This window comes from Mycobacterium sp. NPDC050853, from assembly GCF_040653875.1.
Lineage (GTDB): Bacteria > Actinomycetota > Actinomycetes > Mycobacteriales > Mycobacteriaceae > Mycobacterium.
In genome coordinates, this window is record NZ_JBFAGW010000001.1 from 915,972 (window position 1) to 941,440 (window position 25,469).

Sequence of the window (25,469 nt, forward strand, 5' to 3'; positions counted from 1 at the left end):
CACGCCGGTTGTCAAGGCATGCGTGAGATTAGTTCCGGCCGAGTCGTCCCACCATCGAGCTACTGAAGGGCCGGCAGCCCGTCGATGGAGGCGCCGTTGTTCTCCAGCGCACTCTCCAGGGTGAGCTTCTCCTCCGGAACCTTCTCGACATGCTTCTCGTACACGTCCCGGTGGCCCACGAACTCCATCAGCGGAACCGAGTAACCGCACGAGTCGGCGACCCGCGTGACATCAACCAAAATGATTGAGCGCGCGCCCTTTTCGAGTTCCTTGGAGAAGTGACTGCGCAGCTGCGGGTACTCGGGTTCGTTGAACTGCACGACACGAGCCCGCCCGTGCAACCGGATGATGCGGCAGCGCTTGTCGAACGAACAGAACATCAGCACGATGCGCCCGTTATCGCGCACATGCGCGATGGTCTCCGCACCGCTGCCGAAGTAGTCCAGGTAACCAACCTGGTTGGGCCCGAGCACGGCGAATGTCCCGGCCATCCCCTTGGGAGAGACGTTGACATGCCCTTCCGAACCACTCGGTGCGGTGCCCACGAAGAACACCGGCTGCTCGGTCAGCCAACGGGCGAGCTTGTCGTCGATCTCCTCGTAAACGTGACCCATAGGCTCCAGGTTGCCACCTGGGTCCGTCAGCTCGCCAGACGTTTTAGGCGTCCGGGATATCTAGACGCGGGCGCGCAGGTCCTTGCGGAGAATCTTCCCGGCCGCGCTCTTGGGGATCGCGTCGATGAACTCCACCTGCCGAATCCGCTTATGCGGAGCGACCTTCTGTTCGACGAAGGCCATCACGGCCTCATCGGTAAGTTCGGCATCGGTACGCACCACAAAGGCCTTGGGAATCTCGCCACTGGAAGGGTCGGGCACCCCGATAACAGCAGCGTCGCCGATACCCGGGTGGGTCAGCAGCAGCGCCTCCAGCTCAGCGGGCGGCACCTGGTAGCCCTTGTACTTGATGAGCTCCTTGAGCCGGTCGACGATCGTCACCACACCATCGGCGCGTACGACGGCGATATCGCCGGTGTGCAGGAATCCGTCCGGCTCGATTGTCCCGGCGGTGGCCTCCTCGTTGCCGAGGTACCCGGCCATCACATTCGGGCCGCGTACCAGCAGTTCTCCGGGCGCACTCTCCCCCTCGGCCGGGATGTCGATCTCCACCCCGGTCTCGGTGTCGATGAGCTTGTTCTCCGAGTTGGGCACAGGAATACCGACCGAGCTGAGCGGGATATCGGGGCGACCCGGCGGGATGAGGTGGCTGACGGGGCTGAGCTCGGTCATGCCGTACCCCTGGCTCACACGGCAATTGAGACGTGCGGCAACGGCATTACCCAGCTGCTCGTCCAGCGGAGCGGCACCCGAGAACACCGAACGCAGACAGGAGACGTCGTACTTGTCGACATCCGGATGCTTGGCGAGCACCACCGCCACCGGCGGGGCCACGAAGACATGATCCACGCGGTAGTTGGCGATGGCACCCAGGAAGGTGTTGAGATCGAACCGCGGCAGGATTACCAGCTCTGCACCCAGTTTGAGCTGCACGTTCAGCAGCACGACCAGACCGTAGATGTGGAAAAACGGGAGGATGGCCAGCACCCGATCTCCGCGTTCCACCCCGTAGAGGTGCTTGGCCTGGGCGATATTGGCCACCAAGTTGCGATGGGTGAGCATGACGCCCTTGGCCTTGCCGGTGGTCCCCGAGGAATACGGCAGCACAGCCAAATGCGTTGCGGGGTCGAAAATTACCTCCGGCGGCGCCAGATCCGGCCGCACAATGTCGGCCAACGAGAGACGTCCTTCGACGGGGTCGATGGTGATCACGTTGACCGAATCGATTCCCGCCGCCTCGGCCGCCTCCAACGCACGCGGCAGTAGGGGCGACACCGTGAAGAGGAGCTGCGCCTTCGAGTCGGTGAGCTGCTTGGCCAGCTCCTCGGCGGTGTACAGCACGTTGACGGTGCTGGCGGTGCCGCCGGCGCGCAGGATGCCGTGCAGCACAACGGCAAAGGCTGTGCAGTTGGGTAGGAAAACCGCTGCGACGTCCCCGAGCCCAAATCCGCGGTCCGCCAGGCCCGCTGCCGCGGCGTCGATCTGCGACCGCAGCTCGCCCAGGGTGGTCTGTGCACCGGACAGACCGTCGATCAGCGCCACTCGGTTATCGTCTGCACCCCTATCGCCAAACACGTACTCGTAGACGGAGCACTCAGGAATGGATACGTCAGGCAGAGGGCTACGAAAAGTCACGTCGGACAGTCTTGCACGCCGCGTCTATTCCTTGCCCGGCTTGGTCAATCCTCGATGAGGTGCTCGAAGGCTTCGAGATTCTTCAGCGACTCGCCCCGCGAGGTGCGCCAAGCCCACTCCTTCTGGATGGACGTGCGGAAACCCAACTCCAGCAAGACATTGAAGTCGTTGTCCACCGTCTCAAGCACTTGACCGAGGATGGTGTCGATCTCCTCCGGGGTTATCGCCGGCAAGGGCACCCGGCCCACCAGGTAGATGTCACCCATGTTGTCGATCGTGTAGGCGACGGCATACAAGCGGCGGTTACGTTTGAGTAGATACCGGTAGACGCCTTCGATGTTCTCGTCGGGGCGACGGCAGACGAACGTCTCGATGCGCAGGGCGTGCTCGCCCGGGCTGAGCATCGCGGTGATCTTCTGCTTGCGCTCGCCGGGCAGCTCCACGATCAGCGCGGGTTTACCGTCGGGCCCGCGTTGCTCCGTGAAGGTGATCTCCCGTTCCACGAGCGTCTGCGCGATGGTGGCGTAGGCCTGCTCGGCAGTCGTCATCGCCGCAGCCCCGACAGCCGACGCGACCGGAACCGTGAACGCGGTGGGCGCTGCGTTGAAGGCCTTTGTGGCGCACGGTAATCAGCAATAGCGTGGCTGTAGCTGGCCAGCAAGGCATCGGCGGTACTGGACCAGGAGAAACCGGCGGCATGTTCGACGGCGGCACGACTAAACGTGGATCCGGTGCGCGCCAGCAGGTTCCCGATCGAATCCGCCCAGTCCTCGGTGCGATGCGTCGGAACCAAGAGGCCGGTGCGCTGATCGGCGACCGCGACCGGAAGACCTCCCACCTCGGCTGCCACCACCGGAGTACCGCAGGCCTGCGCCTCGATGGCCACCAGCCCGAACGACTCCGAGTAGCTCGGCACCGCAACGATATCGGCGGCCCGATACACCTGTGCAAGCCGTTCTCGCGACTGCGGTGGCAGGAAGGTGACCCGGTCGGCGATGCCGAGGTCCGCAGCGAGGTCCTGTAGCGCGGTCGGCTCGTCGAGACCACTACCGGACGGCCCACCGACGATGAGAACGCGAATCCCGGGCAGCTTCTCGGCCGCGCGCACCAGTAGGTCGGGGGCTTTGAGCGGTTGGATGCGTCCGACGAAAGCGACGATCTGCTCATCGGCCCGCAGGCCGAATTCGGCACGGGCGGCGGCTTTGTCACCGGGCGTGAATACATCCAGGTCCACCCCGGGATGGACGATATCGATGCGACCTGGATCCGCGTTGTGTATCGAAACCAATTGATCGGCTTCGTCTTTGGTGTTAACGATGAGCCGATCGGCCTCGTCCACCACCTGCTGTTCCCCCACCGCGCGCAACGCGGGCTCTGGGCGGTCACCCTCGGCAAGGGTCCTGTTCTTGACCGCGGCGAGAGTGTGTGCGGTATGGACCAGCGGGACGCCCCAGCGGTCGCGGGCCAACCAGCCCGCCTGACCTGAGAGCCAGTAATGCGAGTGCACCAGGTTGTAGTAACCGGGTTCGTGGACGGCCTCGGCGCGCAGCACCCCGGCGGTGAAGGCGCACAGCTGGGTCGGCAGGTCGTATTTGTCCAGGCCCTCGAACGGCCCGGCGACGATATTGCGCACTGTCACGCCGTCAGAAACCGCCACAACCGGTTCATCGGAGGATGCGGTCGCCCGGGTGAAGATGTCGACAGCGACGCCCCGGCGGGCCAGTTGAAGGGCTGTCTGCAGCACGTAAACGTTCATGCCACCGGCATCGCCGGTGCCGGGCTGGGCCAGCGGCGAGGTGTGTACAGAGAGGACAGCGATACGGCGCGGCTTCAGCGCCGCAACGGCGCGGCGCGGCTCATCGCCCATCAACACATCACCATCTTGTCATCTACCGATCATCGGCTGGCGCGCAGCACCCTCACCTGGGGGTTTGGGTGTCAGCGTGACGTGACTTCGCGGCGATAACCCTCTTCGAGGATCTTGCGCAGCTTCTCGTCCGAGTGGGTGATGGCGAGCGATATGAACGGTGAGATGACCTTGCCCAACGCACGGCCGGCAAGCCCGCCGGGTAACCGGTAGTCGATATTGATCTCAAGCTCGGTCTCGTCAGCGGAGACAGGCTGAAAACGACATTCGATCTGATTGTCGATTCCCGAACGTGATTCGGTGGTGAACAGCGTGTCAGGCTCCCACCCCACCACCTCGATCGTCGACCGGAGAGTGGCACCAAGGTTGATCGCGACGTCGTACCTGGCCCCGGGCCCACGCTCTACCTCGTTGACGAAGCGGACGTGCTCGATCCCGAACATCCAATCCGCCAGATGGTGCGCATCACTGATGTAGTCGAAGGCGTACGCCATGGGCACCTTCGCCGTGGACCGGTGGTGGATATGCGTCATACGCACATCCCTATCACTTTTCGACGCCCACGAATCCGCAACTCCGACAAAACCGAGCAAACCGCGCAAACCCCAAAATTGTGGCTACCCGGTCCACCGAGCGTGAAGCTGTGGCGGAACATCGACGGGAATCCCGCCATGGCTTCACTCTCGGCGCGTAGGAACTGTCTCCTATGCCAGTGCGGAGACCTCACCGCGCCGGGCCGACGCACGTCGCATGGCACCCAGCGGATCGGAGAACAACCCGCCGAGGGACACCACACCGGCTCCGGCCTCCTGCACCCGGTTACCGAAGGCCGTCACGCGAATATCGCGCTTCGACAATGTCGACCGATCCAGGAAAGCCTTCTCGACGTCGTTCATCACCTCGGGGTACTCGGTGAATGCCTGCCCTCCGACAATCACTTCGTCGGGGTTGAGGATGTCGCGCAGCAGTGCGACCGACTCACCAAGCACCCGGCCACGTTCGGAAAGTAGTTGGCGCGCAGACTCATTACCGCCACGGGCAGCCTTGTACACCGCGCTCACCGAGACGCCTTCGCCGGCGGGCACGATGCGCAGCTTTCGGGCCGCGGCCAACACCGCCTCATCACTCACCGTGGTCTCCAACTTACCGCTGCCGCCGAGTAATTCGGAATCAACAGGCAGTGCCGCGATGGTTCCCGGACCGCTCGACGGGCTGTGCACTCGCCCATCGATGGCCAGCGCGAAACCGACTGTCTCACGGCCATATACGTACAGGCTGGTCAAGGAGCGGGCTGCGAATCGACGCAGCCCCAACAACAGCTCGGCACCGGCCATCGCATCCACGTGCGAGGCCACCGATACCGGCAGACCCAGCGCGTCGGCGAAGACGCGGCCCACCGGGGCCTCCGTCCAGCCCAGACGCGGGTGATCCACCGTCCCGGCCGGTCCGTCGACCACACCACCGGTGGCCACCCCGATCCACAGCGGCCGACGCCGGTGCCAACGGGCCAAATACCGCTGTGCGCTACCGGCGAGCGAGGCCAGCGCGGCGCCTTGCGGACCGTTTGGCGTGGGGGTTTCCACCACATCAAGGGTCCGGCCGAACAGGTCGGTCGCCACAATGCTGGTGGCCCGGGCACCGATATGGATGCCGAGGGTCAAGAATGGCTCGTGGTTGAGCTCGACCGGCACCCGTGGACGGCCGATGGCGCCGGAAACTGCCAGGTCAGCACGTTCACGCAGCAGCCCGGCGTCCAGCAGGGCTGTCACCTGCCGGTTGACCGTAGCGATAGAAAGGCCTGTGATCTGGGCAATCGCATCGCGAGCCACCGGACCGCGCACACGTGCGGCGCGGAACACCGAGGATGCGGCGCTGTCGCCGATGTACAGGGCGGGCGGATGAATCTGGTGGCGGGAAACTGGTCGGCGAGCCGGAGAAGTCATGAGAAGGGTCCTTTGGCGGGAGGTCAGCCCGCGAATTCCGAGGCTGAAACGAGGGCTATTGGTGTTGTGAACTGGGGCGATACCACGCCCGAAACGTCAAGAAAGACGTGCAGAAACTAGGCGCAGCGACAGACGCAGCGACAACACAGCTCGCGAGCCAGCGGCAGCCGTGAACCAATACCCGCGATCACGAAAGTGACCCGGGGTTCGGCGGCACGCTTGATGGACACAGCCGCAATTTAGCATCCCCACGACGAAATCTCCTACTACCGGCCCACTACTCGCACCTGACTACAGTGGCGTCCATGAGCAATCCCACGTTCGAGGGCCGGGTCGCGGTCGTCACCGGCGCCAGCTCCGGAATCGGCGCAGCTACCGCCAAATCCCTTGCGGCCCTTGGGTTCCATGTCGTTGTCGCGGCGCGGCGCGAGGACCGCATCAACTCAGTAGCCGAGGAAATCGGGGGCACTGCGGTTGTGCTCGATGTCACCGATGCCGATTCGGTTGCCGCCCTTGCGCAGAGCCTGGACCGGGTAGACGTGCTGGTGAACAACGCCGGCGGCGCCTGGGGCCTGGAGTCGGTTCTCGAAGCCGATCTGGAGCACTGGCGCTGGATGTGGGAAACCAATGTCCTGGGCACTCTGCAGGTGACCCGCGCCCTGCTGCCCAAACTGATTGCCTCCGGCGACGGGCTCATCGTCACCATCACCTCGATCGCCGCACTGGACGTCTACGACGGCGGCAGCGGATACACGGCCGCCAAGCATGCACAGGCAGCCTTGCACCGCACACTGCGCGGCGAGCTTCTGGGAAAACCGGTGAGGCTCACCGAGATCGCGCCGGGTGCAGTGGAAACGGAGTTCTCGGTGGTGCGCTTCGACGGCGATCAGGCCCGCGCCGACTCGGTGTATCAGGACATCACGCCACTGGTCGCCGAGGACGTCGCGGAGATCATCGCGTTCGTGTCATCGCGACCCCCGCACGTCAATCTGGATCAGATCGTCGTTAAACCCCGGGATCAGGCCTCGTCCACCCGCCGAGCGACCCGCGACTGAGCCTCCGGCAGGAATCGATCCCTCCGGGCACGCCGCCCCGGCACGGTTTTCTCAAAATATTGCGGCACAGTTCTTTTCACGAAGGCGTCTTTTCACGAAGGCGACCTCGAACACCGGCACGTCCGCGCCTGTGTCGCAAAACAATGGCGCATCGGCACTGGGCGGCATTGTTTTTTCGGTCGCTGCGCTAACGCGGTGTGGATGTCGGCGTCCCCGAAAGCGTCGGGGCGCCCGACGGAGTGAGCGGAACGGTAGTGGGAATCGACGTGCTCGTCGGTGTCCCAGAAAGCGTCGGCGCGCCCGACGGAGTGAGCGGAACGGTAGTGGGAATCGACGTGCTCGTCGGTGTCCCAGAAAGCGTCGGCGCGCCCGACGGAGTGAGCGGGACGGTGGTCGGAAGGGACGAGGTCGTCGACGTCGACGTGACGGTTCGTTCCTGAGGATTCCGCGGGAGCGACGACATCGACTGCCAGGTCGACCAGTCCACCGCCCAGTCCCACAGGTCGCCGTCGGAGTAGGAGAGCTCAATCGAGGTGCCGGTCACCTCGACGGGGTCGCCGTAGATCGCGGTGCGGAAATACGATTCGGCGTCGCCGAGTGACAGGTTGATACAGCCATTGGTGACGTTCGTATTACCCTGTTGCCCAGTGGTATTCGGGTTAGCGTGAATAAACTCGCCGTTGTTCGAGATTCGAACCGCGAAGCGTTCGTGCACGTTGGTGTATCCGGCCGCCGGGTTGGACATCCAGAAGTCCTCATACTTCTCGGTGACGACGTGGATTCCACTGCGGGTGACGTTGCGCGGCAGATCTGCCTCGCCATAGCTGCACGGCAGGTCCAGGATGGTCCCCTCGTCGGTGGTCACGCGAATGCGATGGCTCTGCGCATCGGCATAGACAACCTGTCGGCGCCCCACAGAGAATTCCAACGACATATCCTCGTTGCCGAATGCCCCGTCCCCCAACGGAATTCCGTAGAGATTAGCCTTCACTTCAACCTTGGTACCCGCCTTGAAGTACTCACGTGAACGCCAGTGCACTCGGGAACCCTGCTGCTCATCGGGCAGCCAGGCCCAGCCGCCTTCGGTGGGCGGATCGCAGGTGATGCTCAGCATCCGCTCCACCGAGGCCTTATCGGCGATATGCGCGTCGAACTGGATGATCACGGGAGCCGCGATCCCCACCGTCTGCCCGTCGCCGAGCTGGAACTGGCCGTTGACCTTCGCCGTCGGGACCAAGGTGGTGAATGCGCCGGACACCGGGATTGCCTTGCCATCCAGGCCTACCGCCGACCCCTTCCACGTGTAGGTCACATCGAATCCGAGCGGTTCGGTGGTGCGGAACCTCGTCTGGTCGCGACTGAGGACTCCTGCGACGACTTTGCCGTCGGCGTTAACCAGCTTCACGTCTTGGAACCAGCCGTTGGCCACGGTCACACTGACCGGCACGGTCGGGTTGACGTCCTTGGCCTTGTCATCGGGCGTGAAGGCGAGAGTGGGTCCCGGCGATGGGGCCTCTTCCGGCGCATTCGAGCCGACGGCCGAGCAGGCCGCAGCAACAGCTGGGACAGTCAGGCCCAGAATCGTGAGCGCACGTCGCCGCGTCAGCGCATCACGGGGATCTGGTCTGGGGCCACTCACGACATCCCACGATACGGCCCGCCGTGGACAAGTTCGCCCAGCCCGACCAAGATCACTCGCTGGATCACGTGTGACGTGCGATTTTACCTCGCCCCACGGCTAGTAGACCGGGATATCGAAGATCGCCGCGGGCGCGCCGTACTGCGCGCCCCACCCGGCCCAGGCGACATCACTCGGACCGACCCGCTTATCGACGATGACCCAGCCCTGCTCGTCTTGATGCAACAGAGTTACGTATTTCTTCGACAGGACGCCGTTGGCAGCGGCTTCGGCAAAGGGAGTACCGGTGTAGTCGATCGGGCTACCGTCGGGCTCCTGCATCGCCGACCAGAGGAACGCCCAGCCTTCGGCCGCCTTGAGGCTGCGCACATCCAGACGTACCGGCTTGCCCAGCTGGGCGGTCACGTCGGCAATCGCGGGCGCCAGGATCGCGGAGGCCTCCGGAGATGCCGGGTCCACCGACGTCGCCCCAGGATCGGCCGCTGCGAACGGCGCCGCAAGCATGCCGAGCCACACCAGTAGTGCCAGGAATCCGATCCGCACGGCCCCTCTTTCGTCGGCGACCCTCGAACGGTCAGACATGGCGACTATGACATCCCTGCGTCAAATTTGCTTAGTGCCCATCAGACTAGAGGGCGCGTCCTTCGGTGCGGATTCGATAACGGCCGTATCTTCCGGTGCCAGCGCCCGACCATCAGCCGCACGAAGCTCGAACCGTCGCACCGGGCGTGACATCGTGCGGTCCACCAGCGTGGCGCGCGGCTCCCCCGGGGTGAAACAGAATTCGTCACTCCACTGCCGTAACGCAACCAAGACGGGAAACAGCCCGCGGCCCTTATCCGTCAGTTGATACTCGTGGCGAGCCCCCAGCGGGATCACCTCGAGGATGCCGCCGTCCACCAGCGTCGCCAAGCGGGACGCCAGGATGTTCTTGGCAAGCCCGAGGCTCTTTTGAAACTCTCCGAATCTGCGCAGTCCGTCGAATGCGTCACGAACGATCAGCAGCGACCAGCCGTCCCCGACCTCACCCAGCGGCCTGGCCAGGGTGCAGCTTGACTCCGCATGACTTGCACGGCCCACCATCGACAACTCCTTTGGTTGCAATATGCAACCATCCATGCAAGGCTCGAACGGTTGCGAAGTGAAACCAACTGTACCGAGGAGCTCGCGTGCTGACCAGACCCGTCATCGTCTTGTTCTCGCTCGCCTGCGGGCTCGCGGTGGCGACCGTCTACTTCTCCCAGCCGCTGCTGGATACCATCGGCGCGCAATTCGACATGCCCACAGCACAAGTCGGTATCGTGCTCACACTCACCCAGATCGGGTATGCCATCGGCCTGCTGCTCATCGTGCCCCTCGGCGATATCATCGATCAGCGCCGGCTCATCATCGGGCAGACTGTCCTGTTGGGGGTCTCATTGACCGCCACGGCAATAGCCCCGAACACATGGGCGTTCCTGCTGAGTATCACCGCAGTGGGCGCACTCGCCGTGGTGACCCAGGTGATGGTCACCTACACCGCGGTACATGCGTCGCCGCAGCGACAGGGCTGGGCCGTCGGCGTCGTGACCGGCGGCATCATCAGCGGAATTCTCTTGGCACGCACCGTGTCCGGCGCCCTATCTGATCTCCTCGGGTGGCGATCGGTATACGTTGCGGCCGCCGTCGCGACGGTCATAACGGCCGGGATTTTGACACGCACCCTGCCGGAATCCACCCGCACACACCGGGCGCTGCCCTACCGCCGGTTGCTCATCTCGACGCTACGGCTCCTGCGCGACGAGCCGGTGTTGCGCTCCCGGGCCATCATCGCGATGCTCATCTTCGCCGCCATCACGGTGCTGTTGACGCCCATGGTGCTACCCCTCACCTCCGCGCCATATCACTTGTCGCATACCGAAGTCGGCTTGTTCGGCCTGGCCGGAGCGGCGGGCGCACTCGGCGCGTTCAAGGCCGGATCGTGGTGCGATAACGGCCTGGCGAATCGGGTTACCGGCGGCGGCCTGGTATTGATGCTGGCGGCGTGGGCGTTCGCGGCAACGCTGCCCTGGACCCTGTTCGGGTTGGCTGTCGCGGTCGTGATCATCGACTTCGGCCTGCAGTCGGTGCATGTGGCGAACCAAAGCCTCATCTACCGCCTGAACACCGAACTGCACGGGCGCCTGACCGCCGCCTACATGACGTTCTACTCCGTTGGCAGCGCCGCCGGCGCCATCGCGTCGACCTGGGTTTACTCAGCCCACGGATGGACCGGAGTCTGCGTTCTCGGTGCCGTCATCAGCCTTGGCGCACTAGCCTATTGGATCGGTAACAGCACCAGCTCCGGCACAGCGGCCGCCGCCGACACCGACAGTCGTTGCCGCGACAATGCCGGCCACGCCTGCACCGCACAGAACGGCGCGCACTGATCCTGCTCGGCATGCGTCGCGACGTGCACACAACATTGGGTGAGCCGTTCCTCGATCATCGTGGACATATCCATGAACGGCTTGACGGTGATTCGCACGATTCGCTCGCCGAGCATGCGCCGCAGCTTCGCCCGACGTCCGGGTAACGCCGAGGCGGCGACAGTCATCAACGTGGAGATTCCCAAATCGCAACTGTCGCATATGGTCTTCCACACATCGCCAATAGTCGGATGCGACAGGGAAGACTGCTCCGAAAGCAGTCCCAGCAGCGATTCCTTGACCGCCAGTCGCAGCTGCTGTGGAACCTCCTGATCCGCAATGCGATTGGAAACCAGTCCCAGGTTCTCCTTGAGGCGGTCGTGTCCGATCAGGGAGGTCAACGACCGCCACACGCCGGCATCGTCGCGCAGCATGTATCCCACCGAGCAGCAATGCGGATGCGAACACGGGAGTGCCGTCAAGTCACGCCACGAGACAACGTCACCGGTCTGCGGGCCCAGACGTTTCAGCACCCCGGTGTGGGTGAGCCGCTCGACGGGGTCGATCGCACCCGCTCGGCCCGAACCGAATTGCGGTTGGATCGAGACACCACCCAGGTACGGGGTGTCGAGGGCAAGCTGGATGACGGCGCCGATATCTCCGTCGTTGACACCGAGTGCCGCGGTCATGACCAATGTCGTGAAGATCGCGCTATCGGAGAGCCGTTGCACCGCCTGGGCTTTGATCCTCGTCAGGTCACCACCGCGATGGTGTCGTGAGGCGTCGGCGGACGGGCCGTCGTATTGGAGGTAGACCTCCACACGTTCCCGGTGACGTGCCAGTAGATCCAGCAGCGCATCGTCGCGGGCGATGAGCACTCCGTTGGTGTTGATGAGAATTCGGGTGATGGGCCGAGTCATCAGCTCGTCGAGCAGCCGGGCAAGATTCGGGTAGACGGTGGGTTCGCCGCCGCTGAGCATCAACACATCCAGCCGGCCGTTCTCGCGGGCCAGACGCTGGTCCACATTGGCAAGCACCCGCTCGACTGGTACCACCCCGCGCAGATCAGGTGAGGAATCGGCGAAGCAGGTGGGACACCGCAGATTGCACGCCTCGGTGATATCGGCCAGCAGGATGCAAGTGTGTTGGGTCTGCATCTCGGGCAGCCCGCGCAGATACGCCATGGGGATCGGATCGAAATTTCCCGGCACATCCGGGATATGAGTCTTGGTGGGGGCCGTCCACTCCTCCAGGTACTCGAGAATCTCTGCGTCCTCGTCGTACAGGGTGCGCACCAACCCGTGTACACGGCAGGCGCGTTCGAGCCACACCCGATCGTCACGGTGCGCGAGCCAGCCGGAGAGCCGGTCGACCTCCGCCAACGGACGCTCCGGGTTCTCCTCATGGCAGCGCGGACAAAAAGCGTTGACGTACCGCAGGATCCGGTCCCCGCGCAGCCCCATTCCCGCCATGGCTACTCCAACCCCTCCAACATCGAAATGCACCCCACAACAAACCCCGTCGTAATCGCCACCGTTGCCCACCCGATCAAGAATCCGATACCCAAGCCGCGGAACCAGTCTCGTCCCCACACTGTCATGGCCAGGCCGCCGCCCAGACCGATGACGGACATCACCACGGCCAGAACCGTTGCCCCGGATTCGACGGACGACGATGTACTCATCACGCTCGCCAGAAGCATCCACGTGCCAAACGTCATCACCCAGAAGAGGAAGACACCGGCGAACGTCATCCCCAAAACCGCGCCACCGCTCTTCTTCGGCGGCGGCTGCCCATACGGGTAATAACCCGACGGATACTGCGGATAACCCGGCGGCGGTGGATACCCGCCAGGGCCGTAGGGGTAGTGGCTATACGGGTACTGCTGCGGTTGCTCACCCTCTGAGGGCGGCTGCGGCGGGGTGGTCATTGGTACAACATCGGATTTAGCCCGGTACAGATCCCGACCGTGAGCATGGATACCAACGCCCAGCCGACCATCAGTCCCACTCCCCAACCGCGCTTGTCGCGACCCCCCTTTCTGATGAGCACCGTACCCACCCCAAACGCGACCAAAATCCCCATCACCGCAACGAATCCGGATACGACCTCGAAGCCGGTGTGGTGCCTGTCGGCCAACGATCCGCCGATCATCAGCGCAAGGAAACCGAATACGGCGTTACCGAAAATGAATGAGAGTGCACCGGCGAACATCATCGCGCCGCTCACACCGGATTTGGGCTGTTCTGGTGGTGGATAGCTCATGCCGCCACCGCTTCGGGAAGGCGCCCGCGGAACATGTTGTCGTAGTAGCCCGCACGGTGTCCGCGCCACAACCTCCAGGCAGCCAGACTCATACCCAGCAGCAGAACCCATTGTGGACGTGTGAGATTCAGCCATACAGTCTCGTTTGCCCGGGTGAACTCGACAAAGAACCGGAACACCGCATATGCGGACACGTAAAGCACAAACAGCTCACCGGGATGTGTTACGCGTGGACGCAGCCACCACCACAGCACCGCGAAAGCTACAAGCTGGAAAGCGATCTCGTACAAGAACGACGGATGCATGGCCACCCCCGCCAAACATCCCGGGCATTCCGGCCGAGACACGGGAGCGTGCACACCCCACGGCAAAGAGGTCGGCCGTCCCGGGGCCTCCGTGAGATGACATCCGATCCGACCCACCGCCATACCCAACGCCACCGCGGGCGCGAACAGGTCGCCTGTCTTCACGCGATACCCGATGAGTCGCTTCGCGACCAACACACCGATATACGCCCCCAACAACCCGCCGATGATGCTGCGCGACCCGAACATCCACGCCTCACCCAGGCTGGGATTCAACGCCGGGTTGACGTACTCGATCCAGCCCGACAGCCGCATACCGATCGCACCGCCGACCAATGCACCCGCCACGGCGATCAGTGACTGTTCGGTGGGAGCGCCTCTTCGACGTGCTTCGTAGGCGAAGACAACGGCGGCGACCAGCACACCGAGCCCCACGAAGAGCCCGTGCAGACCGATTCCCAGCCCCATCAGCCCACTCTACGAGCCACGGCGCGGCACGCGCAGGGCATTACAGCGAACAGCCCACCAGCACCGGCTCGGGGACCAGCCGCACACCGAAAACATCCAACACCCCGTCGCGAACGGTACGCGCGAGCGCCAGCAGCTCACCGGTGCTCCCGCCCCCGCGATGCGTCAGCGCCAGTGCATGTTTGGTCGACACCCGCACCGCCGACTGCTCACCCGGATAGCCCTTGACGAACCCGGCCCGCTCCACCAGCCAGCCCGCTGAAAGCTTCACCCCACCCTGGGCCGGATACCGCGGTACGGCGATATCGGGCCCCAACCGATCACGCACGCGTACCAGGACTTCGTCCAGATCACCTTCGGAAACAACAGGATTGGTGAAGAAGGAACCGACGCTCCAGGTGTCGTGGTCGGCCCCATCGAGCACCATTCCCTTACGGCGTCGCAGGCCGAGCACCGCCTCACGCACCGCCAGCGCGTCGGTGCGCTCCCCCTGCTCGATCCCGAGCTCCTTGGCCAGCTCCGGGTAACGAATCGGGGAGCTCAACCCGTCGGTGGACAGACCGAACTCGACCTGCAGTACCACGCGCGCATCGGTGCCCTTGAGAATGCTGGTGCGATAGCCGAACCCCAGCTCGCCGGCCTCATACCAGCGCACCTCCCCTGCGGCCCGGTCCAGCACCCGTACCCGTCGCAGCAGCGATGCCACCTCGACGCCGTAGGCGCCCACGTTCTGGACGGGGGTGGCGCCCGCCGTTCCTGGGATTCCCGAGAGGCATTCCAGTCCACCGAGACCGGCGCGCAGGGACAGCGCCACGACCTCGTCCCAATTGGTCCCCGCGTCCGCGCGCAGCAGCGGCCCGTCCACCGTCACACCGGCCGAAGCGATATGCACCACCATGAGGTCCGGAAGATCATCGGCCAGAACTAGATTCGAGCCACCCGCGAGCAACAGAGTGGAATGCCCGGCGAGTGCCGCCAACGTGCCTGCCACCTGGGCGCTGCTATCGCAACGAACAAGCGTCGACGCCACCGGCCCCAACCGCAATGTCGTCAACGAGGCAAGCGGAGCATCGTCGACCACAACGGCACCGAGATCCTCGATCTCCGCGCGCGTTGTCCGTGGCAGAGTTGTCGGTCTTCGCGCAAGCGGCGCATCCGCACCCGCTGGTCTTCGCGCAAGCGGCTCATCCAAGCTCACGGGCGCTAACGGTAGCCTTGCCACCCATGGCGCGCTCATTTGACCTGTCAGTGGAGTACTCGGCCACCGTCGAGCAAGTCCACTCGGCTTTCGCCGACGAGGCCTACTGGAACCAACGTCTGGCCGACTCGGGTGCGGACACCGCCACACTGGACTCTCTGAAGTCCGAGGGCGGCGCCATCGAAATAGTCACCACACAGGTGCTGCGGAGTGACCGGCTGCCCGGCATCGTCTCCCAGTTTCACCGCGGTGACCTGCATATTGTCCGAACCGAGAAGTGGAGTCCGATCGCCGGCGGTGCATCCGACGGCACGGTGCTGGGCTCGATATCGGGCGCACCCGTCACCCTGTCCGGCACCGCCCGGCTGCATCCCGGCGGCAAGGGTTCGCGGCTGGACATGAAGATAGGCGTCGAGGTCAAGATCCCCCTGGTGGGCGGCAAGATCGAGGGCTTCGTCGGCGGAAAACTCATGGACCTGTTATCTGCCGAACAGCGATTTACCTCGGAGTGGATCGCCGCCCACGGCTAACCTGGGTCCGATGTCCAGGCGGTCGGTCTTCACGGTGAACTTCGCGGCTCCGGCCGAGAAGATTTACCAGGACTTCGCGAGCCGGGACTACTGGGAAACCCTGATGTCGGCGTACGGATGGCTCACGCCGATCTCCGAGATTCGCACCTTTACGGTGACCGACCGCGGTATCGACGTGGTGGTCAAACAGAATCTGCCCCGCATGTACCTGCCGCCGATTGCGCAGAAGGTAATGCTCACCGACATGATCATCACCCGGGCGCAGCGGTTCGGCCCGTTCGATCAATCCAAGGGCGCCGCGGTGGGCAGCTACAGCGCATCGGTGCTCGCCGGACCGGGCGCCTTCACCGGGGTGTGCAAGCTATCCGATACCGATCAGGGTTCCCAGCTGCGGCTGTCCAGCACGTGCAAGGTGTACATCCCGTTTATCGGAGGCAAGCTCGAGGATCTGATCCTGCACCACATCAACGATCTATTCCGGGTGGAAGAAGGCTTCATCGCCGACTGGATCTCGAAGCACCACTAGCCCCGACGCCGAGATCAGTAGTCCGATTCGGCGGCCAGCAGCTCGGCGAGGAACGCGTCGGCAGCAGGCGTGGCCAGCCGGGCGCAGGCGAATGCCCGGACCCGATCGCGTAACTCGCTCGACTCCGCAGCTCCCCCGCCACCCACGCCGACCCGTGTCGCCGACCAGTCGGCGTTCCACGCCTGCGCCTCCTCGGCGGGCCGACCGTCCGCATCGAGCACCGGCAGCACCGCACCGCCCTCGGCATCCAACAGGCCCGCTCCGTGAAATGCACCGCAGCGCAACGAGACCGGAATCCCTGCGGCGGAATCCGGGCCGGATACCGCCGCCCGCACCTGGACAGTTACCGTCGCATCCTCGGTAACGACCGCCCAGTCGAGATTGTGTTCGGCCGCGTCGAAGATCGCCGGCGGCACATCCGACCAGGCGATGGTCACACCGCCCGCGGCGATGGTGCCCGGCGATCGGGGCTCGTCGCCGAGACCGGCAGCCAGCGCATAATCCTCACGCCGCGCGGCCCCGCTGCCCTGCGAATCCCACCGAACCCCAAGCTCGTCCGCCAGATCGCGACACCGTGCCACCAGCGCGTCCACCCGCGGGTCACGATAGGAACCCAGTGCCACACCGTGGGGTGCCAACAGCCCAACCACATCGGCGTCCAGGGTGTCGTCGGTGAAATAGTCCTCGGCCGCCGCAGTCAGCACCGCGAGCTCGGCGTCGAGCACCGCCGGGTCCAGCGCGGTGATGCCGTCGCGACGACTGGCCGGCCACCATCGCCGAAGCCAATGGCCCAGCGCCAAGCGCCGCAAGGAATCCGCCGACCCAGACAGCACCGACACCGACGGCAGCTCGATCACCTCGGTCCGATCGCGGTCGCGCAGCGCCTCGACAACAGCCACATGTCCGGCCTCGCCGAGAATGCGCCACATCCAATCGGCCCGCGCCGGATCGGTGAACGCCAGCACCGGCGGATGCGAGGGATCGTCGACGGGCCAGGACAACACCGCACCACTGACCTCGAGAACCGCTACCGCCGGAATCGGGGCAGGCGGTGGACCCGTTGCCCACAAACCGGATTCGTTGGCCAGCCTCATCCGGCGACCTGCAATTCCAGCATGGCCTTGATCCGTTGCCGGTGGTCCAGGCTCACCGAGCGCGCCACCCCTTCCAGCAGCGACCGGAGATCATCGACGTCACCGCAGGATTCCTGCCAAACATCCCGACCGTGCAACCTGGCCCACAACCGGCTCAGGTACGGCCGAGCGAACGCGGCCAGGTCGTCGACAACCTGTCGCTGCCGGGGGTGGATGGCCTCGCCGGCAACAAGATAGCGCCGAGCATGCATAACGTAGGCCTCTTTCACCAGCCGAGCCTGGACGCGCGCGGACAGTTCGTAGCGCGTCGTCACCGAATCACCCAGTGGCCGCAGGTCCGTCGCCATCTCGACCCCGGCCAGCAGGGCGGCCTGCTTGTCCTCGCTCATCAGACCCCATGGCGCGCAGGCCCGGTCGACCTCTTCGGCACACAGCAGCGGAACGTCGGGCAGTTCGTCGCGGTCCAGCGCCCGTCGCAGCGTGGCCCGCACCCGATCCACGACGCTGCGATCCATCGGACGGTGACCGTCGACGTCGCCGTTGATAGCCGGGGGTCGTTGTGGTTCAACGGAACTCAATCCGATCTCGACAATGGACCACGGCAGGGTGGCGACGGTGCCATGCACGCTTGCGCCGAGATTGTAGGGAGTGGCGTCGGCGATCAGTGCCTTCCAAACCCGTTGGCGCGCAGTCATCTCACGATGGCTGCCAGCCGCACCGAGCACCGTCGTGAGACCTGCGAAGAAGGGGCCCGTGATGGCGTCGTCCGACCGCACGTCGCGCCAGCTCCGGTCCCGCAACCTGGCGAGTCTGGCCACCACGTCGGGATCCTCGATATGGCGGTTGAGCACCTCGATCGCCGTACGGTCGCGACCGCGGTGCAGATCGTGCAGAACCTCCGTCGCGGTGCGCTGATCCGCAACCTGCGGAACGCCCTTGGTGACAGCCAATTCAAAACACACCGGGAAGTACAGCTCTTGAGCATTGCCGGTGGTGATGCGCTGCCTACGCCGCTCGGCCTTGAGCATCACGAACCAGTCGGCCGTGGCCCGCAACTGCGGACCACGCCCCACGATCAGGGCGTGCATGGCCGTGGCCACCTCGGGAGCCAGCACCGGAGCCGAGAAGGCGGTATTGCTTCGCAGCCGCAGCACCAGCGGGTCGAGGATCCGTTTCACCGTCCGGCGCAGCGGTCCGCCGTCGTCGGCGCTGAGCACCTCGACACCAGAGCCGATCGCGCGCCAGGCCCGATCGATCACGGCACGACGCGGCACCGCCGACTGTAGCGAGACGGCGGCCTCGGATGCTGCCGACCCGATGCTCACCGTCACAAGGGTAATCGTTGTCGGCCGGCCAAAAGTTGGGTTCGGTAGCCACCAGCCGGGTCGACGCTATCGACATGACCACAGGACTACTTCTCACCATTGCCAGGGTCTTCGACGGATGCGTCGCTGTGCTATCCGGCCGCCGGAACACACCCGTTCACCCGAAGGAAGAGGCCGACGAGCGGCTCGTCACCATCGAGGAATTCACCGCCGAATTCGATCACCTGCTGATCCGCAAACGGCTACTGACCGAGGCGCGGCGCGCGGCGATCGGCGAGGGCACCCGCTCCCGCGGGGTGGTCACCGGGTTGAGCGTCACCGGCCCCGGCCGCGAGGTACAACTGGACCTCATGGTGACCAGGCCGGACGGCGGCCAGTTCCCGGCGCGTGAAACCGCGGTAATACCCGCGTCCACGCTGCCGAAGATGGCACCGGGCAGCGTAATCGACGCGTACTACCGGCCCAGTGACCACAGCATCATCGCGGTCCGGGTGCGCGCCGGCTGATTCAGCGGGCACCGTCGACGGCGAAACTGACTACAGCCGCCCAATGCAATGGGCTGGCCGCGCGATCACCGCCCCGCCAGCGCCGCAACTGAGCCCGCTGCCAGCGGTTCACCGCGCGCCCGGCGTCAACTTCCCGGTGCGCACGGTCGACACCGGCAACCGTATCGGCCATGGGATCTGTTGGGTACGAGCCAAATTGACTGTAAGCCGCAGCGGTCGGCAGCGACCACAGGGTCGCGGTCACCAACTCCGCCCCACCCAGGATCATCGCCGCGGCCAGTCCGGTCGCCTCGTCGAAGCGGTAATCGCCTCCCGATGAGCAGGCCAACAGTGCGACTCGCGGCGGGATCGGAAGCCGCGCGGCCATCATGTCTGCCGCGGTCAACGGACGATCCTCCGCCAGGTGCAGGGCAGCCCGCTCAGCGTGGCCGACAGCGCCCTCAGCCGCGCTGGCATGCCCCACGTAGAGCAGCCGGGCCGGGTCCTGCGCACACACCTCGGCAAGCCAATGGCGGTCGATATCGGTTCGGCGGAACAGTTCGACCGGTGCACCGACCGCAGGCAGCACCCGATGACTGACCATCAGCTCCCCGAAATGGCAAGTCAACGCAGCCTCCGGCGAGGGGCGGCCCAGCACCGAACCCAGCGTCGAATCCGGTCGCTGTCCGGGAATCCGTGGGTCCAGCAGTAGCACTGCTGGACCGTTATGACGATCGCTCCACCGCACCGGCTGCCGCGGCGCGTGGACGATGTTCGGCGGCACGGCCATCAGCACATCGACCAGCTCCATCAATCGGAAACCATCCGCCCCCGGCACGGCCAGCTGCCCCCAAGGCACCCGGGCCAATCGCGGGCTCGGTGTCACGAACAGCACTGCCCGCGGAGATGACGCGCACTCGGACAACAGCTTCCAGCCGTCGGCAGCCACCAGCTCGGTCCCGAGCACGCGGGCCAGCTCGAGTTCCGCATCCGAGCTTGTGAAAGCCCCTGTGGTCAAAGCCCGTTCAATGGCTATGAGCGCGGTCTCGGATCCAGACGCATCCGGCAACGCGGAATAGAGTGCATCGCAGGCCTTTTCCAGCAGCGGCTGCTCTATTGCCCAAGTGACCGTTCGTGACGGCTCCCCCACCACCCGCAGGCTGGCGTAGGTGGCGATACCGACGTCGGCGAATCGTAGAACCAGGGTGTTTGTCATGGCCACGTCGACCATTCGTCGTCGGCGGCGGTGATCTCACGGCCGTACCGCTGCCAGGCCAGCTCCCGGTAGCCGCTCATGATCTGCTCACCGGCGGGGTCCATCCGCAACGGCGGCAGCGGCCCGAGGCGGGTGAGCCCCCCGTCCGCCTGTACCGGCGGTGCCGCGGCGACGAGCGCCAGGTCACCCTCGACGGGAACCGCCGCGGTGGCCGTGGCAGCCCACGCACCGGCCGACGGACCTGCCTGACCATCACCCAGGTCCGCAGTGAAAGCCCCTCGCGCGCTGTGGTATTCAATCAACTCACTGACCAGCCCGGCATTGTCCCATTCCTTCGCCACCGCGAAGGCGCCTGCCAGCATCGGCGCCGAGACACACCTGGCCCAGCGCATCCGCGCCCCCGCGTCCGAGATCGCATAGCGCACCGCGTCGACCGCCAACGCCGCCGGAACCTTGAGGTCCGCGGCCTGTTGGAGCTTGGACATCGCGCGCTGGTATCCGGGACGGTCCGCGCCACCGGACACCGTCCCAGTACCGGGATCCAGGCCCAGGTCGGCGAGCGCGTCGGCGCGCCAGATGTTGCCCAGCTGGTCGTCGAGACGGGCGTATTGCAGCCAACTGTGCCGCGGGTAGGAGTCCAACAGTTCCCGAGCCTGCGCCACCTTCTCGACGGCCTCGGCGAAATCGCCGCGAAGAATCGCAATCCAACTGCGCTGTAACAGAATGCGGTGAATATGCAATGGCTTGTCGATCTCCCGCCAGTGCCGCTCGGCATGGCCCCAGCATTCGTCGGCCTCGTCCAGAGCGCCCATCCTGAACCGAATCAGACCGAAGTACAGCCAGCTTCGGGACACGTCATGCGCCCGGACATGCTCGGCGATCGCCGGGTATGCCTGGTGGACCAGCGTCTGAGTTTCGGCGATATCGCCGTCCGCCCACCGGGCCGCGGCACGTTCCAACTGCGCCCGCGCACCAGCCAGTTGCCAGTCCCGCGCCCCGGCACGCGCCTCGGCCCGCCGCAGCCACGGCTGCGCCTCGTCGAGCCGGCCGGTCTCGACACAGAACCGGCCATAGGAGAGTGCACCGTGGACAAACAGGTGATCGGACTCGGCGCCGCCCTCGCGCGCATACTCCTCGAGCAGATCGAGAACCTCGACCCACAACGGAACCGAGTCCGCGTACATGTCGTCATCGCACAGACCCCTGGCGATCAAAATCCTGGCGTGACAGATGAGGCCGCGGTGCTCGGCGGCCAAATTCTCGAAGTTCCCGACGGTTTCGACCAACGCCCGCAGATGCACGGCGGCACCATCGTGATCACCGCTGGCCGCGGCCAATCCGGCGGCCAGGAATTCCGCGCGCCGGGTGTACCGGCAGACCATCTGGTCGACCTCGGTGCCGGACATGGCGACACGCTCGGCGAGATCGGGTCGATGGCCCGCGCGAATTTCCGTATAAGTGGCCAGGCACTCGCGGATCCGCCGGATACCTTCCACGACGCCGTCGTATGCGGTGCGCACCAGGTAGATCTCGCCGAGCTGCGCCAACACCTCCAGCGCGACATCGTCACGGTCCGACTGCTCGGCTTGGGCCAGCAGCGACAGCAGGAGCTCCTTGGCGGCCTCTTCCTTGGCCGCCAAGGCCAGGTGACGAGCGCGCTCCAGGTCGCCGATGATCGTCACCTCCGCATAGTAAGAAGCGGCGGGCGCGCTATGCACGCCCGCCGCCGTCGGGATGTCAGCCGCAGCTCACCTTGATGGTGAACGGCTTGGTGATCATCCCGGCCATCGGGTTCTTGACGTCGGCACCGGTGGCCTCGCCGGTGATGGTGTACGTCTTCCCGTCGACCTTGACATCGGCGGAGCCCACGCTGGCCCCCATGCCGTTACTGACCGCCAGCGCGGCCCCGTCGTACACCAGACCCAGCGACTGCACCTTGGGAGGCGCCTCGTCGGTCATGACGACCCCCAGGCCCTGCTGGCCGTTGGCGGCGCCGCTGGCGACGTTGATCTTGCCGCCCTGCTTGACACAGGTCACCGACTTCAGGTCGAGGCCGGCCAGGTCCTTGCCGTCCACCTTCACCTCGGCGTTGGTTCCGGTGCTCACCTGCGAGCCGCCCGGCTTGTCGGTCGAGCAGCCGACCACCACCGCACCGGCGGCGAGAAGTCCCATGGCACCCACGATCACTCGATTCATCATCTGTCCCTTCGTCGTCCGTCGCCCCGATGGCTCCGTCATGGCTCAAGTGAAGGCGGGCCGAAGCGCTACCGATCCCAAGAAGTCGCAGTTTCCGCAGGCAGCTGGCACTGATACCTTCGCCGAGTGCGCAGCTGCGAACACATTTCACGGGAGACCGCGTACCCCAGTGCGCGCTCGGCGGCAGCCTCGTGAAACCCATCGGCGCCATCACCCGCGGCACCACCGGGATCAACAGGCTGCGCCGCAGTGACCGCTGGCTCGTCCACCATGACGCGGTGCGCTCCGTGCTCACCGGCGCCGACGACCCACTGGTGGTGGACCTGGGATACGGCGCCATGCCCACCACCACACTCGAGCTGGCCTCGCGACTGCGGACGGTGCGGTCCGATGTCCGGGTGGTGGGATTGGAGATCGACCCCGAACGGGTGGTTCCGGCACGTGACGGGGTCCACTTCGGTCTCGGCGGCTTCGAGTTGGCAGGCCACACACCAGTTCTGGTGCGTGCGTTCAATGTGTTGCGCCAGTACCCGGAGTCGGAGGTGGCGAACGCCTGGGCCGCGATGACCGCCCGGCTGGCGCCCGGCGGGCTCATTATGGAGGGCACCTGCGACGAACTGGGCCGTCGGTGCGCATGGCTACTACTGGACGCCTCCGGACCACGAACCCTCACGCTGGCGTGCGATCCGTTCGATATCAACAAACCATCCGATCTCGCCGAACGGTTACCGAAAGCCCTTATCCACCAAAATGTTCCAGGACAACCCATCCACGACCTACTCACCGCCGCCGACAGGCAGTGGGCGGCGGCGGCCCCACACGGCGTTTTCGGACCCAGGGTCCGCTGGCGCATGATGCTGAAATCATTGCGCGACAATGGATTTCCCGTCGAGCGACAACGACGGCAGGTCCGCGATTGCATCTTGACGACACCATGGTCAGCAGTGGCGCCAGTAACCTAGGCTTGGGGTTATGCGGATAGTGTTGGCGCAGATCAGCAGCAGCGCCGATCCCACTGAGAACCTGGCCACGGTCGCGGCCACGGTGCGCGATGCCGCCGACCAGGGCGCTGCTTTGGTGGTATTCCCGGAAGCCACCATGTGCCGGTTCGGCGTACCACTCCGGCCCGTCGCCGAACCCTTGGACGGCCCGTGGGCCGACGGGGTCCGCACGATTGCACAGGAAGCAGCCCTCACCGTCGTCGCCGGAATGTTCACCCCCGCGCCCGACGGGCGAGTGTTCAACACGCTGCTGGCGACCGGCCCCGCGGCCGACACGCACTACAACAAAATCCACCTCTACGACGCATTCGGATTCAGCGAATCGGCGACCGTCGCGCCCGGCAGCCAACAGGTCCTCATAGAGGTCGACGGGGTCAGCGTCGGACTGACGACGTGTTACGACATCCGCTTCCCCGACCTCTATACGGATCTGGCGCGTCGCGGCGCACAGCTGATCACCGTCAGCGCCTCATGGGGTGCGGGGACCGAGAAATGGGATCAGTGGACTCTGCTCGCGCGCGCCCGGGCGGCCGACTCGACAAGCTTTATCGCCGCCGCCGGCCAAGCCCTGCCAAGCCTGGAAACCCCGGCGAGTAGGGCACCGACCGGGATCGGCGGCAGCCTGCTCGCCTCGCCGACGGGAGAACTGATTGCCCAGGCCGGACCCGACCCGCAGCTCATCCTTGCGGACCTGGATCTGGACGCGGTCGCTGACACCCGCCGGATCTTGCCGGTCCTTAACCCGTCCTCAGCCGAATAGGGCACAATCGCGCGGGTGACGACACCGCCTCAGCCGCCGCAGGGCCCCTCCGGATCGACACCTCCCGAGCCTTCGCCGTGGCAGCCGTCGACCCAGCAGGCGCCCGTCGTGCCGCCGACGACCCCGCCCCCGGCCGAGCCGCCGCCGCCGCCGTTGAGCGGGACACCCCAGCCCGCCCAACCCCAACCCCAACCCGAGCCCAAACCGAAGAAGGATCGCGACTACAGGTCGCTGATACTGATCGCCGTCATCGTCGTCGCGGTGACCTTGGCCGCGGTCCTCGGCATCGAGCTGTATGCGCGCAAGCGCACCAGCACCGAGGTGAACGCCGCCACATCGTGCCTGGTGCAGGATGGTGCGACGGCGTCGTTCGGCGCTACCCCGCTGGTGTTCCAGTACCTGGGTGACCACATCGACAAGCTCACGATCAGGACTGCGGGCAATCAGATCGCGCAGGCCAAGAAGATGACCGTCGCCATCACGGTGCGCGATATCTCGCTCAAGAAGACGGCCGACTCGCTCGGCACTATCGGTCGCCTCGACGTCGAGGTCTCCTGGCCGACCTCCGGTATCACCGAGAGCGCCCGGGCCCTCGTGCCGGGAATGCTCGGCTCGATGGTCGGCGATGCCACCACGAACGAGTCGACCGGCGAGGTGACCCTGAGCGCCGCCGGAGGCTTAGCACAGATCACCACCAAGCCCGTCATCAAGGACGGCATGGTGACACTGCAGTCCGAGAACGTGTCCGCGTTCATCGGCCTACCCCGCGAGATCATCCAGCCGGCACTCGACACGTTCTCCAAGGGGCTGGTGGGCGGCGAGTACCCCATGGGGCTCAAGGCCCAAGAGGTGAAGGTCACCAACGACGGCATCACGGTGAAACTGTCGAGCACCAATCAGCCGATGAAGCCGGTTGAGAATCCCTGCCTGCAGAACCTCTCGTACTAGCCTCGCGTTGAC

The 25,469-nt window shown here is 65.3% G+C and carries 26 protein-coding genes and 1 pseudogene; 8 read left to right on the forward strand and 19 right to left on the reverse strand.

Annotated elements, in window-relative coordinates:
- Positions 1-59 precede the first annotated feature (59 nt).
- The 6 genes from AB0H22_RS04585 to AB0H22_RS04610 all read right to left on the reverse strand — a co-directional run bounded on the left by AB0H22_RS04585 (position 60) and on the right by AB0H22_RS04610 (position 6,059).
- A complete protein-coding gene (locus tag AB0H22_RS04585; RefSeq protein ID WP_180748888.1) occupies positions 60-614 on the reverse strand; it encodes a pyridoxamine 5'-phosphate oxidase family protein in 555 nt (184 codons plus the stop codon).
- 60 nt (positions 615-674) lie between these two features.
- Positions 675-2,249: an AMP-binding protein gene (locus AB0H22_RS04590; RefSeq protein WP_358145077.1), complete on the reverse strand. Its 1,575-nt coding sequence runs from the start codon at positions 2,247-2,249 to the stop codon at positions 675-677.
- Between the two features lie 44 nt (positions 2,250-2,293).
- A complete protein-coding gene (locus AB0H22_RS04595) occupies positions 2,294-2,797 on the reverse strand; it encodes a YbjN domain-containing protein (RefSeq protein ID WP_180748890.1) in 504 nt (167 codons plus the stop codon).
- Positions 2,794-4,116: a D-inositol-3-phosphate glycosyltransferase gene (mshA, locus tag AB0H22_RS04600; protein WP_358145079.1), complete on the reverse strand. Its 1,323-nt coding sequence runs from the start codon at positions 4,114-4,116 to the stop codon at positions 2,794-2,796. The genes AB0H22_RS04595 and mshA overlap by 4 nt, the downstream gene beginning before the upstream one ends.
- 71 nt (positions 4,117-4,187) lie before the next feature.
- A complete protein-coding gene (locus tag AB0H22_RS04605; RefSeq protein ID WP_180748892.1) occupies positions 4,188-4,649 on the reverse strand; it encodes an SRPBCC family protein in 462 nt (153 codons plus the stop codon).
- A gap of 171 nt (positions 4,650-4,820) precedes the next feature.
- Positions 4,821-6,059: an ROK family transcriptional regulator gene (locus AB0H22_RS04610; RefSeq protein WP_180748893.1), complete on the reverse strand. Its 1,239-nt coding sequence runs from the start codon at positions 6,057-6,059 to the stop codon at positions 4,821-4,823.
- Between the two features lie 305 nt (positions 6,060-6,364).
- On the opposite strand from AB0H22_RS04610, the gene AB0H22_RS04615 reads away from it, so the two are divergent.
- Positions 6,365-7,114, forward strand: coding sequence for an SDR family oxidoreductase (locus tag AB0H22_RS04615; RefSeq protein WP_358145081.1), 750 nt, complete (start codon positions 6,365-6,367; stop codon positions 7,112-7,114).
- Between the two features lie 265 nt (positions 7,115-7,379).
- Here AB0H22_RS04615 and AB0H22_RS04620 read toward each other — a convergent pair.
- The 3 genes and pseudogenes from AB0H22_RS04620 to AB0H22_RS04630 all read right to left on the reverse strand — a co-directional run.
- Positions 7,380-8,753, reverse strand: a pseudogene (locus AB0H22_RS04620) (Ig-like domain-containing protein); the annotation flags it as partial.
- 99 nt (positions 8,754-8,852) lie between these two features.
- Positions 8,853-9,296: a hypothetical protein gene (locus tag AB0H22_RS04625; protein WP_358146057.1), complete on the reverse strand. Its 444-nt coding sequence runs from the start codon at positions 9,294-9,296 to the stop codon at positions 8,853-8,855.
- A 60-nt stretch (positions 9,297-9,356) separates the two neighbouring features.
- Positions 9,357-9,836 (reverse strand): helix-turn-helix domain-containing protein, encoded by a 480-nt coding sequence (locus tag AB0H22_RS04630; RefSeq protein WP_180748896.1) that lies wholly within the window; start codon positions 9,834-9,836, stop codon positions 9,357-9,359.
- A gap of 86 nt (positions 9,837-9,922) precedes the next feature.
- Here AB0H22_RS04630 and AB0H22_RS04635 point away from each other — a divergent pair, with 86 nt between their 5' ends.
- On the forward strand, positions 9,923-11,161 hold the full coding sequence (locus AB0H22_RS04635; protein ID WP_358145083.1) for an MFS transporter: 1,239 nt from the start codon (positions 9,923-9,925) through the stop codon (positions 11,159-11,161).
- On the opposite strand, the gene AB0H22_RS04640 is transcribed toward AB0H22_RS04635, so the two are convergent.
- From AB0H22_RS04640 to AB0H22_RS04660, 5 genes are read right to left on the reverse strand one after another with little or no spacing between them, the layout of a single operon-like run.
- The gene (locus tag AB0H22_RS04640; RefSeq protein WP_358146059.1) at positions 11,050-12,603 is read right to left on the reverse strand and encodes a radical SAM protein; all 1,554 of its coding nucleotides are present in this window, start codon (positions 12,601-12,603) and stop codon (positions 11,050-11,052) included. The two genes, AB0H22_RS04635 and AB0H22_RS04640, sit on opposite strands and share 112 nt — an antisense overlap.
- Positions 12,604-12,614: 11 nt before the next feature.
- The gene (locus tag AB0H22_RS04645; protein WP_358145085.1) at positions 12,615-13,070 is read right to left on the reverse strand and encodes a hypothetical protein; all 456 of its coding nucleotides are present in this window, start codon (positions 13,068-13,070) and stop codon (positions 12,615-12,617) included.
- Positions 13,067-13,405: a hypothetical protein gene (locus AB0H22_RS04650; protein WP_358145087.1), complete on the reverse strand. Its 339-nt coding sequence runs from the start codon at positions 13,403-13,405 to the stop codon at positions 13,067-13,069. Before AB0H22_RS04650 ends, AB0H22_RS04645 begins: the two co-directional genes overlap by 4 nt.
- Complete coding sequence (locus AB0H22_RS04655) at positions 13,402-14,178, reverse strand: prolipoprotein diacylglyceryl transferase family protein (RefSeq protein ID WP_358145089.1); 777 nt, start codon at positions 14,176-14,178, stop codon at positions 13,402-13,404. The genes AB0H22_RS04650 and AB0H22_RS04655 overlap by 4 nt, the downstream gene beginning before the upstream one ends.
- A gap of 40 nt (positions 14,179-14,218) precedes the next feature.
- Positions 14,219-15,304, reverse strand: a complete 1,086-nt coding sequence (locus AB0H22_RS04660) for a UDP-N-acetylmuramate dehydrogenase (protein ID WP_358146061.1) — start codon at positions 15,302-15,304, stop codon at positions 14,219-14,221.
- A 98-nt stretch (positions 15,305-15,402) separates the two neighbouring features.
- Between AB0H22_RS04660 and AB0H22_RS04665 the strand changes: the two genes are divergently transcribed.
- Together AB0H22_RS04665 and AB0H22_RS04670 are read left to right on the forward strand one after the other, a co-directional pair.
- The gene (locus AB0H22_RS04665; RefSeq protein ID WP_358145091.1) at positions 15,403-15,906 is read left to right on the forward strand and encodes a DUF2505 domain-containing protein; all 504 of its coding nucleotides are present in this window, start codon (positions 15,403-15,405) and stop codon (positions 15,904-15,906) included.
- Positions 15,907-15,916: 10 nt separating this feature from the next.
- A complete protein-coding gene (locus AB0H22_RS04670) occupies positions 15,917-16,432 on the forward strand; it encodes a DUF2505 domain-containing protein (protein WP_180748903.1) in 516 nt (171 codons plus the stop codon).
- Between the two features lie 14 nt (positions 16,433-16,446).
- On the opposite strand, the gene AB0H22_RS04675 is transcribed toward AB0H22_RS04670, so the two are convergent.
- Positions 16,447-17,526 carry a hypothetical protein gene (locus tag AB0H22_RS04675; RefSeq protein WP_358145093.1) on the reverse strand — a complete coding sequence of 360 codons (1,080 nt, stop codon included), beginning with the start codon at positions 17,524-17,526 and terminating at the stop codon, positions 16,447-16,449.
- A complete protein-coding gene (locus AB0H22_RS04680; RefSeq protein ID WP_358145096.1) occupies positions 17,523-18,851 on the reverse strand; it encodes a hypothetical protein in 1,329 nt (442 codons plus the stop codon). The genes AB0H22_RS04675 and AB0H22_RS04680 overlap by 4 nt, the downstream gene beginning before the upstream one ends.
- A gap of 68 nt (positions 18,852-18,919) precedes the next feature.
- On the opposite strand from AB0H22_RS04680, the gene AB0H22_RS04685 reads away from it, so the two are divergent.
- Positions 18,920-19,357 carry a hypothetical protein gene (locus AB0H22_RS04685; RefSeq protein WP_180749733.1) on the forward strand — a complete coding sequence of 146 codons (438 nt, stop codon included), beginning with the start codon at positions 18,920-18,922 and terminating at the stop codon, positions 19,355-19,357.
- A gap of 1 nt (position 19,358) precedes the next feature.
- Here AB0H22_RS04685 and AB0H22_RS04690 read toward each other — a convergent pair whose 3' ends face one another.
- From AB0H22_RS04690 to AB0H22_RS04700, 3 genes are read right to left on the reverse strand one after another with little or no spacing between them, the layout of a single operon-like run.
- Positions 19,359-20,552 (reverse strand): CHAT domain-containing protein, encoded by a 1,194-nt coding sequence (locus tag AB0H22_RS04690; protein WP_358145098.1) that lies wholly within the window; start codon positions 20,550-20,552, stop codon positions 19,359-19,361.
- On the reverse strand, positions 20,549-22,234 hold the full coding sequence (locus AB0H22_RS04695; RefSeq protein ID WP_358145100.1) for a hypothetical protein: 1,686 nt from the start codon (positions 22,232-22,234) through the stop codon (positions 20,549-20,551). The genes AB0H22_RS04690 and AB0H22_RS04695 overlap by 4 nt, the downstream gene beginning before the upstream one ends.
- A gap of 55 nt (positions 22,235-22,289) precedes the next feature.
- Positions 22,290-22,748 (reverse strand): lipoprotein LpqH, encoded by a 459-nt coding sequence (locus AB0H22_RS04700; protein WP_358146064.1) that lies wholly within the window; start codon positions 22,746-22,748, stop codon positions 22,290-22,292.
- A 191-nt stretch (positions 22,749-22,939) separates the two neighbouring features.
- On the opposite strand from AB0H22_RS04700, the gene AB0H22_RS04705 reads away from it, so the two are divergent.
- From AB0H22_RS04705 to AB0H22_RS04715, 3 genes are read left to right on the forward strand one after another with little or no spacing between them, the layout of a single operon-like run.
- Positions 22,940-23,710: a class I SAM-dependent methyltransferase gene (locus AB0H22_RS04705; RefSeq protein ID WP_358145102.1), complete on the forward strand. Its 771-nt coding sequence runs from the start codon at positions 22,940-22,942 to the stop codon at positions 23,708-23,710.
- A gap of 10 nt (positions 23,711-23,720) precedes the next feature.
- A complete protein-coding gene (locus tag AB0H22_RS04710) occupies positions 23,721-24,509 on the forward strand; it encodes a carbon-nitrogen hydrolase family protein (RefSeq protein WP_180748909.1) in 789 nt (262 codons plus the stop codon).
- Positions 24,510-24,524: 15 nt separating this feature from the next.
- The gene (locus AB0H22_RS04715; protein WP_358145104.1) at positions 24,525-25,457 is read left to right on the forward strand and encodes a DUF2993 domain-containing protein; all 933 of its coding nucleotides are present in this window, start codon (positions 24,525-24,527) and stop codon (positions 25,455-25,457) included.
- Positions 25,458-25,469 lie beyond the last annotated feature (12 nt).

What these genes read in the sequence shown, in the direction of transcription:
- AB0H22_RS04610 (WP_180748893.1), bottom strand. Translation starts at nt 6,059, where the DNA reads ATGACTTCTCCGGCTCGCCGACCAGTTTCCCGCCACCAGATTCATCCG.
- AB0H22_RS04655 (WP_358145089.1), bottom strand. Translation starts at nt 14,178, where the DNA reads ATGGGGCTGGGAATCGGTCTGCACGGGCTCTTCGTGGGGCTCGGTGTG.
- AB0H22_RS04690 (WP_358145098.1), bottom strand. Translation starts at nt 20,552, where the DNA reads ATGACAAACACCCTGGTTCTACGATTCGCCGACGTCGGTATCGCCACC.
- AB0H22_RS04630 (WP_180748896.1), bottom strand. Translation starts at nt 9,836, where the DNA reads ATGGTGGGCCGTGCAAGTCATGCGGAGTCAAGCTGCACCCTGGCCAGG.
- AB0H22_RS04700 (WP_358146064.1), bottom strand. Translation starts at nt 22,748, where the DNA reads ATGAATCGAGTGATCGTGGGTGCCATGGGACTTCTCGCCGCCGGTGCG.
- AB0H22_RS04645 (WP_358145085.1), bottom strand. Translation starts at nt 13,070, where the DNA reads ATGACCACCCCGCCGCAGCCGCCCTCAGAGGGTGAGCAACCGCAGCAG.
- AB0H22_RS04665 (WP_358145091.1), top strand. Translation starts at nt 15,403, where the DNA reads ATGGCGCGCTCATTTGACCTGTCAGTGGAGTACTCGGCCACCGTCGAG.
- AB0H22_RS04670 (WP_180748903.1), top strand. Translation starts at nt 15,917, where the DNA reads ATGTCCAGGCGGTCGGTCTTCACGGTGAACTTCGCGGCTCCGGCCGAG.
- AB0H22_RS04710 (WP_180748909.1), top strand. Translation starts at nt 23,721, where the DNA reads ATGCGGATAGTGTTGGCGCAGATCAGCAGCAGCGCCGATCCCACTGAG.
- AB0H22_RS04675 (WP_358145093.1), bottom strand. Translation starts at nt 17,526, where the DNA reads ATGAGGCTGGCCAACGAATCCGGTTTGTGGGCAACGGGTCCACCGCCT.
- AB0H22_RS04640 (WP_358146059.1), bottom strand. Translation starts at nt 12,603, where the DNA reads ATGGGGCTGCGCGGGGACCGGATCCTGCGGTACGTCAACGCTTTTTGT.
- AB0H22_RS04615 (WP_358145081.1), top strand. Translation starts at nt 6,365, where the DNA reads ATGAGCAATCCCACGTTCGAGGGCCGGGTCGCGGTCGTCACCGGCGCC.
- mshA (WP_358145079.1), bottom strand. Translation starts at nt 4,116, where the DNA reads ATGGGCGATGAGCCGCGCCGCGCCGTTGCGGCGCTGAAGCCGCGCCGT.
- AB0H22_RS04585 (WP_180748888.1), bottom strand. Translation starts at nt 614, where the DNA reads ATGGGTCACGTTTACGAGGAGATCGACGACAAGCTCGCCCGTTGGCTG.
- AB0H22_RS04605 (WP_180748892.1), bottom strand. Translation starts at nt 4,649, where the DNA reads ATGACGCATATCCACCACCGGTCCACGGCGAAGGTGCCCATGGCGTAC.
- AB0H22_RS04595 (WP_180748890.1), bottom strand. Translation starts at nt 2,797, where the DNA reads ATGACGACTGCCGAGCAGGCCTACGCCACCATCGCGCAGACGCTCGTG.
- AB0H22_RS04650 (WP_358145087.1), bottom strand. Translation starts at nt 13,405, where the DNA reads ATGAGCTATCCACCACCAGAACAGCCCAAATCCGGTGTGAGCGGCGCG.